Below are 12674 nucleotides of genomic sequence, written 5' to 3' on the forward strand. Positions count from 1 at the left end.
AACTCTCGTGCCCCGCCTGATCCGCGGTTCACTCTCCGGTCTGCGTCTCGCTGCGGTCGCCCGACCACTCGGTGTGGAACACGCCGGGGCCGTCGATGCGGCGGTAGGTGTGCGCGCCGAAGAAATCGCGCTGCGCCTGGATCAGCGACGCGGGGAGGCGCGGAGCGCGGAGGGCGTCGTAGTAGGCGAGCGACGACGAGAAGCCCGGTGCCGGAACCCCGGCGAGTGCTGCCGTCGACACGACGCGTCGCCAGGCCTGCTGGGCGCGCCCGGCGGCCTCCGAGAAGAAGGGAGCCGTGACGAGCGAGACGAGCGCGGGATCGGCCTGGTAGGCCTCCGCGATGCGGCCGAGGAATCGGGCGCGGATGATGCAGCCGGCACGCCAGATCTTGGCGACCGCGCCGCTGTCGATGTGCCAGCCGTACTGGCTGGCGGCGGTGCGGATCACGTCGAAGCCCTGCGAGTAGGCGACGATCTTCGAAGCGTAGAGCGCCTGGCGCACGTCCTCGACGAACGCGTCGCGATCTTCGAGCTCGATGGGGGTGGCGGGGCCCTCGAGGTGCGCGCCCGCGAGGCGCTGTTCGGGGTGCGACGACAGGCCGCGGGCGAAGACGGCCTCCGCGATCCCGCTGATCGGGGTGCCGAGCGAGAGCGCGGCCTGCACGGTCCAGGTGCCGGTGCCCTTCTGGCCGGCCTGGTCGAGCACGACGTCGACGAAGGGGCGCCCGGTGCGGGCGTCGACCTGACGCAGCACCTCCGCGGTGATCTCGATGAGGTAGCTCTCGAGCTCGCCCGTGTTCCACTCGGCGAAGATCTCGGCGATCTCTGCGGGCTCGAAGCCGGCGCCGCGGCGCAGCAGGTCGAAGGCCTCGGCGATGAGCTGCATGTCGGCGTACTCGATGCCGTTGTGCACCATCTTCACGAAGTGCCCGGCGCCGTCGGTGCCCACGTGCGTGACGCAGGGCTCGCCGTCCTCCTCGGCCCGCGCCGCGATGGATCGGAAGATCGGGCCGACGGTCTCGTAGGACTCGGCGGATCCGCCCGGCATGATGCTCGGCCCGTTGAGCGCGCCCTCCTCGCCGCCCGAGATGCCTGCGCCGACGAAGTGCAGGCCGCGCTGGCGGAGCTCGAGTTCGCGGCGGATCGTGTCGGTGTACTGCGCGTTGCCGCCGTCGATGATGATGTCGCCGGGCTCGAACGCGTCAGCCAGCTCGGAGATGACGGCGTCGGTCGCGGATCCCGCCTGCACCATGATGATGGCGGTGCGGGGCCGGGTCAGCGCGGCGGCGAAGTCGGCGACGCTCTCGGTCGCGACGAACCCGGCCTCCGGATGCGCGGAGACGAGGGTGCGGGTGCGCTCGGGGGAGCGGTTGTAGACCGCGACGCGGTTGCCCTCGCGACTGGCGAGGTTGCGCGCGAGGTTGGCTCCCATGACCGCGAGGCCCACCACTCCGACGTTTGCCGATGGGGTGCTGGTCATCTTCTGGATCTCCATTCCGCCGCGCGTTCCCGACGCGCCGCGTTCGTCGCTCTACCGCCCATCCGGTCCGCGCCCGGGAGCGCGGAGCCGCGGAACCGATGGTCCGTGGGCGCACTCCAGACTACAAGGCGCCCCGCGCGACGCCCCGCGGCGCGAGCGAATTCCGTGTAAACTGTGGAGCTGTACTTCGGCGAGGGATGCGCGAGCATCCGTGATCGACGCGGGACGGACTGCCTTGCGGGCCTTTCTGACGCGCCATTCGGCGAGACATGACCATTCCGGCGGCCCAGCCCGCCTCGAACGGGCGCGAGCCCGCAAAGGAGAATCACGATGACCGAGGCGAACGCCCTCGTCGGCACCCCCCGCGACAACTTCGGCAAGGGCGCGGCTCGCAAGCTGCGCGCCGCAGGCCAGACCCCCGCCGTGATCTACGGCCACGGCACCGAGCCGGTGCACCTCTCGGTCGAGACCCACCCGCTGAGCCTGATCATCCGTCAGGCCAACGCGCTGATCAACCTCGAGCTCGAGGGCAAGAAGACCCTCGTGCTCGTCAAGGACGTGCAGAAGGATCCGGTGCGCCAGATCATCGAGCACGTCGACCTGGTCATCGTGAAGAAGGGTGAGACCGTCGAGGTCGAGGTCCCCGTGCACGTCACCGGCGAGCCCTTCTCGGGCACCAACGCGCTGCAGGAGCTGAACACCCTCCGCCTGAGCGTTCCCGCGACCTCCATCCCCGAGAACGTCGAGGTCTCGGTCGAGGGCCTCGAGGCCGGCACCCAGATCCTCGCCGGTGCGATCGAGCTCCCCAAGGGCGCCAGCCTGCTCGACGCTGCCGAGCAGCTCGTCGTGCACATCGTCGCTCCTCGCGGCCCGAAGGGCGACGAGGAAGAGGTCGAGGCGGCCGCCGAGTAATCTCGGCGCCGATCGAGCATTGCGAGCCCGTCCGGGCCGTCCGCGCACGCGCGGCGGCTCTGGCGGGCTCGCGCCGTTCTCCGCGCAGCGCGGAGGCACGAACCACACCCAAGACAGCTAAGGAGCAGCAACGGTGGCGCAGGACAACTGGCTGGTCGTCGGTCTCGGCAACCCCGGGGCGAAGTACGAGGCGACGCGGCACAACGTCGGTCAGATGGCGCTCGACGTGCTCGCCTCCCGCCTCGGTGCGAGCTTCGGCTCGCACCGCAGCAATGCGCGCGTCGCCGAGGGCTGGCTCCGGCCGGGCGGCCCGAAGCTGATCCTCGCGAAGCCGAACAGCTACATGAACACCTCGGGCGGGCCCGTCTCCTCGCTCGTCTCCTACTTCGGGGTCGATCCCGACCACCTCATCGTGCTGCATGACGAACTCGACATCCCCTTCGACACCATCAAGCTCAAGCAGGGCGGCGGCCACGGCGGCCACAACGGCCTGCGCGACATCGCGAAGGCACTCGGCACCCCCGAGTTCCTCCGGGTGCGCATCGGGGTCGGTCGCCCGCCCGGGCGGCAGGATCCCGCCGACTACGTGCTGAAGCCGTTCGCCTCGACCGAGCGCGACGCGCTCGCCGTACTGCTTGAGGACGCCGCCGATGCCGCTGAGCAGCTCGCCGACGACGGCCTGCTCGCCGCCCAGCAGCGCTTCCACGGAAGGGACGCGAAGTGACCCTGCATGGGATCGACCGGCTGCTCGAATCGTCGCCGTCGTTCACCGCCGCACTCGACGCTGCGAGCGGCGACGCCGAGTTCTCGGTGGTCGAGGGTCTGCGCGCGCCGCTGATCGCCGGACTGCTGCGCCGGCGCCGGGCCGCGGGCGACCGCGGCGCGCTGCTCGTCATCGCGGCGACGAGTCGCGAGGCGGATGCGCTGCGCACCGCGCTGCAGTCGATCGTCCCCGATGCGGTCACCGCGGAGTTCCCGGCCTGGGAGACCCTGCCGCACGAGCGGTTGAGCCCGAGCGTCGAGACGGTGGGTCGCCGCGCGCTCGCACTCCGCCTCCTGCGCGAGCACGACGATTCGCGCCCCCTGATCCTGGTCGCCTCGGTCCGCGCCGCGTTGCAGCCGGTCTCGCCGCACGCGGCGTTCGCCGAGCCCATCGTGCTGCGAGCCGGCGCGGAGCCCGAGGTCGCCGGTGCGCGGGGGCTCGAGGCCATCGCCCGCGAACTCGTCGCTCGCGCCTACACCCGGGTCGACATGGTCACTCGCCGCGGTGAGTTCGCCGTGCGCGGCGGGATCCTCGACGTCTTCCCCCCGACCGCCGAGCAGGCGGTCCGCGTCGACTTCTTCGGTGACGAGGTGGATCAGATCCGCCGCTTCGCCGTGTCGGATCAGCGCAGTGCGGGCGACCCGTTGCCCGAGATCGAGCTCTGGCACGCGCGCGAGCTGCTGCTCACCGAGGCGGTGCGCGAGCGGGCAGCCGAGCTGCTGGCGAAGTTCCCGGCGCTCGGTTCGCTGCTCGAGAAGATGAGCCAGGGGATCGCGGTCGAGGGCATGGAGAGCCTGCTGCCGCAGCTGGTCGACGGGCTGCGCCCGCTGACGGCACTGCTGCCCGAAGGCGGATCCGTGCTGATCGCCTCGCCCGAGCGGGTCGCCGGGCGCGCGGTCAGCCTCGCCGACACCAACCGTGAGTTCCTCGAGGCGGCGTGGTCGGCGGCAACCGCGGGCGCCGAGGCCCCGGTCCCGGTCGACGATAGCGGCATGCTCTCGGTCGCCGAGCTGCGGGCCGCGGCCGGGCGCCGCCCCTGGTGGACGGTCTCGAGCTTCGTGCAGGGGCCCGAGGATCCGGAGGAGGGCGGGGCGGTCGAGGCCGGTGGCGCCGATCCGTCCGTCATCGCCGTGCACGGTTCGCCGTTCCCGCGCCCCGCGTCGTCGGCGGATCCGACCGGCGCCGCGATCCGCCTGTTCGCCGAGCGCCTCCAGGCCGGGTGGACCGTCGTCGTGACCGCGCAGGGCGTCGGCCTCGTCGAGCGTGCCCGCGACATGCTCTCGGACGCCGGTGCGGCCGCTCGCATGCTCGACGAGCTGCCCGAGCGCCCTGAACCGGGAGTGATCCACCTCGTCCCGGGCACCGCCTGGACCGGGTTCGAGAGCGCCGAGGCGAAGCTGCTGCTCGCGACCGAGGCCGAGTTCTTCGGTCGGGCCGTATCGAGCCAGGCCGCGAGCGGGCAGAAGCTCGCGAAGCGGCGCGGCAAGAACGTCGTCGACCCGCTGAAGCTGGTCGCCGGCGACTACGTGGTGCACGAGACGCACGGCATCGGCCGGTTCGTCGAGCTGACGCAGCGGATGGTGCCGACCGGCATCGGCCGCGACGCGGTGAAGGCGCTGCGCGAGTATCTCGTGCTCGAGTACGCCTCCACCAAGCGCGGCATGCCGAAGGACAAGCTCTACGTGCCCACCGACCAGCTCGACCAGCTGTCGCGCTACGTCGGCGGCGAAGCGCCCCCGCTGTCGAAGATGGGCGGCAGCGACTGGGCGAACGCGAAGAAGAAGGCTCGCAAGGCGGTGCGAGACATCGCCGTGGAGCTCGTGAAGCTCTACTCGGCACGCGTCGCGTCGAAGGGCCACGCCTTCTCGGCCGACACCCCCTGGCAGCACGAGCTCGAAGAGGCGTTCCCCTACGCCGAGACCCTCGACCAGCTGACCACCATCGACGAGGTGAAGCGCGACATGGAGCGCGAGATCCCGATGGATCGCCTGGTCGCGGGCGATGTGGGCTTCGGCAAGACCGAGGTCGCGGTGCGCGCCGCGTTCAAGGCCGTGCAGGACGGCAAGCAGGTCGCCATGCTCGTGCCGACGACGCTGCTTGTGAGCCAGCACCTCGAGACCTTCCAGAACCGCTTCGCCGGATTCCCGGTGCGGATCCGCCCGCTCAGCCGGTTCCAGAGCGAGAAGGAATCGAAGGACACGATCGAAGGCCTCGCGGCCGGCACGGTCGACGTCGTGATCGGCACGCATCGGCTGCTCGCCGAGAGCGTGGTCTACAAGGACATCGGTCTCGTCATCATCGACGAGGAGCAGCGGTTCGGCGTCGAGCACAAGGACGCGCTGAAGAAGCTCAAGACCAACGTCGACATCCTCGCGATGAGCGCGACGCCGATCCCGCGCACGCTCGAGATGGCCGTGACCGGGATCCGCGAGATGTCGACGCTCGCGACCGCGCCCGAGGATCGGCACCCGATCCTCACCTTCGTCGGGCCCCGCAGCGACAAGCAGATCACCGCGGCGATCCGGCGCGAGCTGCTGCGCGAGGGGCAGGTGTTCTTCGTGCACAATCGCGTACAGTCGATCACCCGGATCGCGGCGCAGATCTCGGAGCTCGTGCCCGAGGCCCGGGTCGCGGTCGCGCACGGCAAGCTGAGCGAGCACCAGCTCGAGCAGGTCGTGCAGGACTTCTGGGAGCGCAAGTTCGACGTGCTCGTCTCGACGACGATCATCGAGACCGGCCTCGACATCGCGAACGCGAACACGATCATCATCGATGCCGCCGACAAGTACGGTCTGAGCCAGCTGCACCAGCTCCGCGGCCGCGTCGGGCGCAGCCGCGAACGCGCGTACGCCTATTTCCTCTACGACCCCGACAAACCGCTCACCGAGCACGCGCACGAGCGGCTCGACACGCTCGCGACGAACAACGAGCTCGGTTCGGGCATGCAGGTCGCGCTGAAGGACCTCGAGCTGCGCGGTGCGGGAAACCTGCTCGGCGGCGAGCAGTCGGGCCACATCGCGGGAGTCGGCTTCGACCTCTACCTGCGCATGATCGGCGAGGCCGTGAACACGTTCAAGGGCGAGGAATCGACGGGGCCGAGCGAGCTGGTGCTCGAGCTGCCGGTCGATGCGCACATCCCCGAGGAGTACGTCGAGAGCGAGCGCCTGCGTCTCGAGGCGTACCAGAAGTTCGCGGCGTCGGCCCACCCGCAAGCGCCCGAGGACCACGTGGCGCTCGTGCTGGAGGAGCTGACCGACCGCTACGGCGCCCCGCCCGAGGAGGTGCAGCGCCTCGCCTCGGTGTCGGCGCTGCGTCGCCGGGCCGCGAAGCTGGGCCTCTCGAAGGTCGTCGCTGCCGGTCCGAACCTGCGGATCGAACCGGTCGAGCTCCTCGACTCGCGCCGCATGCGCATGAACCGCATGTACCCGGGTTCGCGCTACACCGAATCGACCAAGACGCTGCAGATCCCGCTGCCCGGCGGGACCGCCTCCTCGCGCAGCCCCCTCGCGGGCGTGGGGCAGAAGCGCATGGGCGACGAGGGCGACATCGTCGCCTGGACCGGCCGCGTGCTCGGCACGCTGCTCGAAGCGGATCCGCCGGCCGCCGGCTGAACGGGCAGGCTCGGTTCGCCGGTTGAGCGAGTTCGCTCGGTCCGCCGGCTGAGCGGGCCCGTTCGGTCCGCCGGCTGAGCGGGGTCGCTCGGTCCGCCGGTTGAGCGAGCCTGCGAGTCGAAACCCGACCGTGCTTCCGCCGGAAACGCGGAACGGGTGCCGCCGGGAGGAATCCCGTGCGGCACCCGTTCTGCGAGGCCGGGCCTCGCGGTGCGATCCGATCAGCCGGCGTTGCAGACTTCCTGGATCTTCTTGCCCTGGTCGACCAGCTTGGTCGAAGCGGCCTGAGCGTTCTTCGAGATCTCCTGGGCCTTCTCCGAGGCCTGCTGGAGCTTCTCCATCGCTGCGGGATCGCTGGCGTCGATGTTCTTCATGTCGGGCATCTCGAAGCCGTCGAACGACTTGGTGAAGTTCTTGTACTCGGTCGCGAACGCGTCGAGCGGCTTCTTGACCTTCTCGTTGGTGACCTTGGAGGTCGCCTTGTCGAGGCCCTCGGTGACCGGCTTGAAGATCTCGGCGAAGTCGACCTTCTCGCCCTGGGTCGCCTTCTGCATCGCGGCGCTGACGTCGCTGTTGATGCTGGAAGTCGCCTTGGTCATCTCGTCGTTGGCGATCTTGCAGGCGTCGGCGACGCTCTGGCCGCCGGCGCACGCCGCCATGCTCGCGGTGAGGGCGATCGCTGCGGCGATGCCGCCGATGCGGGGGAGGATGCTCTTCTTCATCAGGGGGCTCCTGTCTGGAATGTCTGCGGGGGACGAGCGCGAGATCGCCTCGGCCCGGACCGTTTCCGGCCTCTGCGAGCCTAAATGATGTGAAATCCCTGGATGCGAGATATCGCTGCTCAGGTCAGGGAATTGTGATCGCAATGAAATATTTGTTTTCACATAAAGCGTCAATTGAACGTTCAATCGGTTGCGGCTTTTCCTGATCAGTGCGAAGAACCCGAGCGTCTGCGGCGAGGGTGGCGCGTCGCGATAGGGTTCGAGCATGAACGAGAGCGGAGCCGGGGCCTTCGATGCGGATGCGACCGAGGCGCCAGGGGTGCGGGCCTCGGCGGAGGTCCCGGATCCGGTTTCCGCGGTGCGGGAGACGGTTCGTCGGCTCGTCGCCGACGGCGGGTGCGCCTGGCACGGAGTGCAGACGCACGCTTCGCTCGTCCCGTTCCTCATCGAGGAGAGCGCCGAGGTCGTCGACGCGATCGAGCGGGAACTGCCGTCCGACGAGGTCCGCGGGGAGCTGGGCGACGTGCTGTATCAGGTGCTGTTCCACGCGGCGTTGGCGGAGCGTGACGGCGAGGGGTACGACCTTGACGCGATCGCGAGCGGGCTGAACGAGAAGCTCATCGCCCGGCACCCGCACGTTTTCGGAGATCGCGGATACCTGAGCGTGGAGGAGCTGCACGCCGAGTGGGAGCGGCTCAAGGAGGACGCCGCGGGGGAGCGGCGCGGCTCGCGCGGAGTGCTCGAAGGGATTCCCGCCGGGATGCCCGCGCTGGCGCGGGCGGCGAAGGTCGTGGAGCGGCTGAAGCGCGCCGGAGCGCTGGATCCTGCGGCGACGTACCCGGACGTCCGAGCGCGGGCGGATGCGGAGGAGGGCGGTGCCGAGGCCGAGGCGGAACTCGGCGATGCGCTGATCGACCTGGTGGTGCGCGCGAACGCGCTCGGCGTGGACCCTGATCGGGCCCTGCGCCGCGCGGTGGACCGGCTCGCCGCGCGGACCCTGCCGGAGGAGTGATGCGCGGACGCGTCCCCTCCCCGCCCCACTGAGCTCCATTGCGCGCCGACCGGACCCAATTTGTCCTTTCCTCGCGGGGGAAAGGACAAATTGGGTCCGGTCGATAGGCGCGGTGCGCGCATCGGGCCGGGCTCCTGTCAGACCTCGGCGTGTTCGGCGTAGGCCCCCTCGGGCTCGGCCCAGAGGGCGCGCAGCACCGCGACCGCTCGCAACACGCCGCGACGCGGAAGCCCGCGCCGAGATGGAAGAATGGTCCGCATGGCCTCACAGGTGAACCCGCCCCGCGGCATGCGCGACTTCCTCCCGGCAGACAAGGCGAAGCGCGAGCACGCCTTCAGCGTGATCAAGCGCGTCTACCGCGATCACGGCTTCGACGAGATCGAGACCCCCGTCGTCGAGGATCACGCGCGCCTGCACGCGGGCCTGGGCGGCGACAACGAGAAGCTCAGCTTCTCGATCCTCAAGCGCGGCCTCGGCGCCGAGGCGCTCGCCGCCGCGGCCGAGGGGGGCGACGCCGAGCAGCTCGCCGATCTGGGCCTCCGCTTCGACCTGACCGTGCCGCTGTCGCGTTTCTACGCGAGCCACCGCGCCGAGCTGCCGCCCGTGTTCCGCTCGATCCAGATGGGTCCCGTCTGGCGCGCCGAGCGACCGCAGAAGGGGCGCTACCGCCAGTTCGTGCAGGTCGACATCGACGTGATCGGCGAGGCCGGCCTGCTGGCCGAGGTCGAGCTGCTCTCGGCGACCTCGCGGGTGTTCGCCGAGCTCGGCCTCACCGGCTGCGTGTTCCGCGTGAACGACCGCCGGATCCTCTTCGGTCTGCTCGACCACTGCGGCTTCGCGCCCGAGACCCACGACCGCGCGCTGATCATCGTCGACAAGCTCGACAAGATCGGCGCCGAGGGCGTCGTCGGCGAGCTCCGCGAGCTCGATCCCGAGGCCGCCGAACGTCTCGGTGCCGTACTCACCGAGGTCGAGCCGCGCCTCGCTGGCGACGGGATCCCGCTCACCGCGGAGGCGATCTCCGCGATCCTGCCCGAGGGGGCCGCGGCCGAGGGCGTCGCGAACCTCGCCGAGATCGGTGCGGCGCTCGAAGGCTCGCTGCCCGAGGGCGTCGAGCTGCGCTTCGACCCGACGCTCGTGCGCGGCATGGGCTACTACACCGGCACCATCTTCGAGGTGGCGCATCCGGGCTCCGGCAGCTCGGTCGGCGGCGGCGGACGCTACGACGGCATGATCGGCCGTTTCCTCGGACAGGATGTGCCGGCCGTCGGCTCGTCGATCGGCTTCGAGCGGATCGTGGACCTCATCGAGCTGCCCGCGTCGACCGGCCCCGAGGCCGTCGCGCTCGTGCACGACGCCGACGCGGCTCCCGCCGACCTCGCCGCGCTCAAGACCGCGCTCGTCGCGCGCGGGCACCGCGTACGGCTCGAGCGACGTCAGAAGAACATGAAGACGCTGCTGGCGCGCGTGGCCGAGCAGGGCTTCACCCGCTTCGCGAACGTCCGGGCGGGGGAGCGCGACGTCGACGCGCTCGAACTGCGCGAACTCTCCGCGTAGCCACAGCATCTCCGGCGCGTCCCGACGGGGCTCGCCGGTAGACTCGATCCCGGTGCCGGCTCCCGGTACCGTTCAACCCCCACGGCGAATGCAAGGAGTGCATGGTGGCATTTATCGATGCGGTGATCGCACGCGAGATTCTCGACTCGCGAGGCAACCCGACCGTCGAGGTCGAGGTCGGCCTGACCGACAGCTCCGTGGGGCGCGCCGCCGTCCCGTCGGGCGCATCGACCGGGGCCTTCGAGGCCTACGAACTCCGCGACGGCGACGCCGATCGCTACCAGGGCAAGGGCGTGCTGAAGGCCGTCGACGCGGTCTTCGACCGCCTCGGCCCGGCCATCGACGACTTCGCCGCCGACGACCAGCGCCTCATCGACATGGCGCTCATCGAAGCGGACGGCACCGACAACAAGCGCGAGCTCGGCGCGAACGCGATCCTCGGCGTCAGCCTCGCAGTGGCGCACGCCGCCGCCGAGTCGGCCGGCCTGCCGCTCTACCGCTACCTGGGCGGCCCGAACGCGAGCACGCTCCCCGTACCGCTCATGAACATCATCAACGGCGGCGCGCACGCCGACACCGGCGTCGACATCCAGGAGTTCATGGCGGTGCCGCTCGGCGCCGAGACCTTCTCGGAGGGGCTCCGCTGGGGCGTCGAGGTCTACCACGCGCTCAAGTCGCTGCTCAACGAGAAGGGCCTCTCGACCGGCCTGGGCGACGAGGGCGGCTTCGCTCCCGACCTGCCCACCAACGCCGAAGCGCTCGACCTGATCGTCGAGGCCATCGAGCGCGCCGGCTACGTGCCGGGCCGCGACGTGGCCGTCGCGCTCGACGTCGCGTCGTCGGAGTTCTACGAGAACGGCGTCTACAAGTTCGAGGGCCAGGATCGCACCGCGGCCGAGATGAGCGCCTACTACGCCGACCTGCTCGACCGCTACCCGCTCGTCTCGATCGAGGATCCGCTCGACGAGAGCGACTGGGACGGCTGGAAGTACCTCACCGACGAGATCGGCGCGCGCGTCCAGCTCGTCGGCGACGACCTGTTCGTCACGAACCCGGCGCGTCTCGCCGAGGGCATCGCGAAGGGCACCGCCAACTCGATCCTCGTCAAGGTCAACCAGATCGGCACGCTCACCGAGACCCTCGACGCCGTGCAGCTCGCGCAGCGCTCGGGCTACACGGCCGTGATGTCGCACCGTTCTGGCGAGACGGAGGACGTCACCATCGCCGACCTCGCCGTCGCGACCGACTGCGGCCAGATCAAGACGGGCGCGCCCGCGCGCTCGGATCGCGTGGCCAAGTACAACCAGCTGCTCCGCATCGAGGAGGAGCTCGGCAACGCTGCGCGCTACGCCGGCCGCGCCGCGTTCCCCCGCTTCGCGGCGGACGCGAACTAAGCACCCGGACCGGATCCTTCCATGGCGAAGCGCGAAGCCCAGGGGGCCGGGGACTGGTCCTCGAGCCTCCGCTTCAGCGCCTTCACCGTCATCAACATCGCGCTCGTCGTCATCGGCGCGTTCGCGATCAGCCCCATCCTGTCGACCTTCGTGCAGCAGCAGCGCCAGATCTCGGAACTCCGGGAGAGCGTGAAGCAGCACCGCGAAGCGGTGAACGAGATCGACGCGGAGCGGGCGAAGTGGAAGGATCCGGTCTACGTGCGCTCCCAGGCGCGCGGCCGACTGTTCTACGTGATGCCGGGGGAGACCCAGCTGAGCGTGATCAGCGACGTCGTGCTCCCGCCCGAGCGCACCGACGGCACCAGCTCGAAGCTCACCCGGATCGACCGGAACTGGGCGAATTCGCTGGTGTCGTCGACCCTCGGGGCCGGAACCACCGCCGCGACACCCGAGCAGCTGAGCCCCGACGCGAGGGAGCAGCAGAAGTCGGGCACCGGCTCGAAGCAGACCGCTCCGAGCCCGACCGCCAAGACCACCGAGACCCCCAAGACCCAGGAGAAGCAGGCACCGTGAGCAGGCCCCCGTACCCCGCACCGACCGAGGCCGACATCGCCGCGGTGAGCGAGCAGTTGGGCCGAGAGGCCCGAGGCGTCGTCGGCATCGCCGCGCGCGCGGCCGACGGCAGTCCCGCGGTCGTGGCCACCTCGCCGCGGCTGCCCGACGGCTCGCCGTTCCCCACCTTCTACTACCTGTGCCATCCCGAGGCGGTCGCCGCGGCCTCGCGTCTCGAGGCGACCGGCGTCATGGTCGAGTACAACGAGCTCCTCGCCGAGGACGAGGCGGTGCTCGCCGCCTACGGCGAGGCGCACCGCGCCTACATCGAGGATCGCGATCAGCTGGGCGAGGTGCCCGAGCTCGCAGGCGTCAGCGCCGGCGGCATGCCCAACCGGGTCAAGTGCCTGCACGCGCTCGTCGGCCACGCGCTGGCCGCGGGCAAGGGCGTCAACCCCATCGGCGACCTCGCGCTCGAGCGCGCGGGACTCGCGCACTGGCAGAACGGCTGAACCTTCTGCGGCGCAAACGCTGATTCGCACCCGCTTCTGTGCGTTCCGCGCACGAAAACGGCAGAAAGCGCACCACCCACACGTTTCCCGGGAGTAGACTGACAGCATCGGGCGAACGTCGCCCGGTTTTTCTGTGCCCGTTTCGACGCGGGTGCTCAT

Annotated in this window: 10 protein-coding genes; 8 read left to right on the top strand and 2 right to left on the bottom strand. The window is 70.4% G+C overall.

The window, feature by feature from the left end:
• Positions 1–28 precede the first annotated feature (28 nt).
• Positions 29–1480 (bottom strand): NADP-dependent phosphogluconate dehydrogenase, encoded by a 1452-nt coding sequence (gene gndA / locus BMH31_RS14610; RefSeq protein ID WP_099722486.1) that lies wholly within the window; start codon positions 1478–1480, stop codon positions 29–31.
• Between the two features lie 330 nt (positions 1481–1810).
• Between gndA and BMH31_RS14615 the strand changes: the two genes are divergently transcribed.
• The 3 genes from BMH31_RS14615 (at position 1811) to mfd (ending at position 6766) form a co-directional block, all read left to right on the top strand.
• Positions 1811–2392 carry a 50S ribosomal protein L25/general stress protein Ctc gene (locus BMH31_RS14615; RefSeq protein ID WP_099722473.1) on the top strand — a complete coding sequence of 194 codons (582 nt, stop codon included), beginning with the start codon at positions 1811–1813 and terminating at the stop codon, positions 2390–2392.
• A gap of 133 nt (positions 2393–2525) precedes the next feature.
• Positions 2526–3116 carry an aminoacyl-tRNA hydrolase gene (pth, locus tag BMH31_RS14620; protein WP_099722472.1) on the top strand — a complete coding sequence of 197 codons (591 nt, stop codon included), beginning with the start codon at positions 2526–2528 and terminating at the stop codon, positions 3114–3116.
• Positions 3113–6766, top strand: coding sequence for a transcription-repair coupling factor (gene mfd, locus BMH31_RS14625; RefSeq protein ID WP_099722471.1), 3654 nt, complete (start codon positions 3113–3115; stop codon positions 6764–6766). The genes pth and mfd overlap by 4 nt, the downstream gene beginning before the upstream one ends.
• A 221-nt stretch (positions 6767–6987) precedes the next feature.
• Here mfd and BMH31_RS14630 read toward each other — a convergent pair whose 3' ends face one another.
• The gene (locus tag BMH31_RS14630) at positions 6988–7488 is read right to left on the bottom strand and encodes a hypothetical protein (RefSeq protein WP_099722470.1); all 501 of its coding nucleotides are present in this window, start codon (positions 7486–7488) and stop codon (positions 6988–6990) included.
• A gap of 265 nt (positions 7489–7753) precedes the next feature.
• Between BMH31_RS14630 and BMH31_RS14635 the strand changes: the two genes are divergently transcribed.
• The 5 genes from BMH31_RS14635 (at position 7754) to BMH31_RS14655 (ending at position 12515) form a co-directional block, all read left to right on the top strand.
• Positions 7754–8500, top strand: a complete 747-nt coding sequence (locus tag BMH31_RS14635) for a MazG nucleotide pyrophosphohydrolase domain-containing protein (RefSeq protein WP_099722469.1) — start codon at positions 7754–7756, stop codon at positions 8498–8500.
• A 258-nt stretch (positions 8501–8758) separates the two neighbouring features.
• Entirely contained in the window at positions 8759–10057 is a 1299-nt protein-coding gene (gene hisS / locus BMH31_RS14640; RefSeq protein WP_099722468.1) for a histidine--tRNA ligase, read from the top strand.
• Between the two features lie 104 nt (positions 10058–10161).
• Positions 10162–11451, top strand: coding sequence for a phosphopyruvate hydratase (eno, locus tag BMH31_RS14645; protein WP_199068075.1), 1290 nt, complete (start codon positions 10162–10164; stop codon positions 11449–11451).
• A 21-nt stretch (positions 11452–11472) separates the two neighbouring features.
• Positions 11473–12024 (top strand): septum formation initiator family protein, encoded by a 552-nt coding sequence (locus BMH31_RS14650; RefSeq protein ID WP_099722466.1) that lies wholly within the window; start codon positions 11473–11475, stop codon positions 12022–12024.
• Entirely contained in the window at positions 12021–12515 is a 495-nt protein-coding gene (locus BMH31_RS14655; protein ID WP_099722465.1) for a DUF501 domain-containing protein, read from the top strand. Before BMH31_RS14650 ends, BMH31_RS14655 begins: the two co-directional genes overlap by 4 nt.
• The last annotated feature ends 159 nt before the right edge of the window (positions 12516–12674 follow it).

Origin of the sequence: Leucobacter sp. OLIS6 (assembly GCF_002752355.1) — a bacterium.
Taxonomy (GTDB): Bacteria; Actinomycetota; Actinomycetes; order Actinomycetales; family Microbacteriaceae; genus Leucobacter.

Coding starts and splice junctions, on each gene's coding strand:
- BMH31_RS14650 (WP_099722466.1), top strand. CDS start 11,473: ATGGCGAAGCGCGAAGCCCAGGGGGCCGGGGACTGGTCCTCGAGCCTC.
- BMH31_RS14635 (WP_099722469.1), top strand. CDS start 7,754: ATGAACGAGAGCGGAGCCGGGGCCTTCGATGCGGATGCGACCGAGGCG.
- gndA (WP_099722486.1), bottom strand. CDS start 1,480: ATGACCAGCACCCCATCGGCAAACGTCGGAGTGGTGGGCCTCGCGGTC.
- hisS (WP_099722468.1), top strand. CDS start 8,759: ATGGCCTCACAGGTGAACCCGCCCCGCGGCATGCGCGACTTCCTCCCG.
- BMH31_RS14615 (WP_099722473.1), top strand. CDS start 1,811: ATGACCGAGGCGAACGCCCTCGTCGGCACCCCCCGCGACAACTTCGGC.
- BMH31_RS14630 (WP_099722470.1), bottom strand. CDS start 7,488: ATGAAGAAGAGCATCCTCCCCCGCATCGGCGGCATCGCCGCAGCGATC.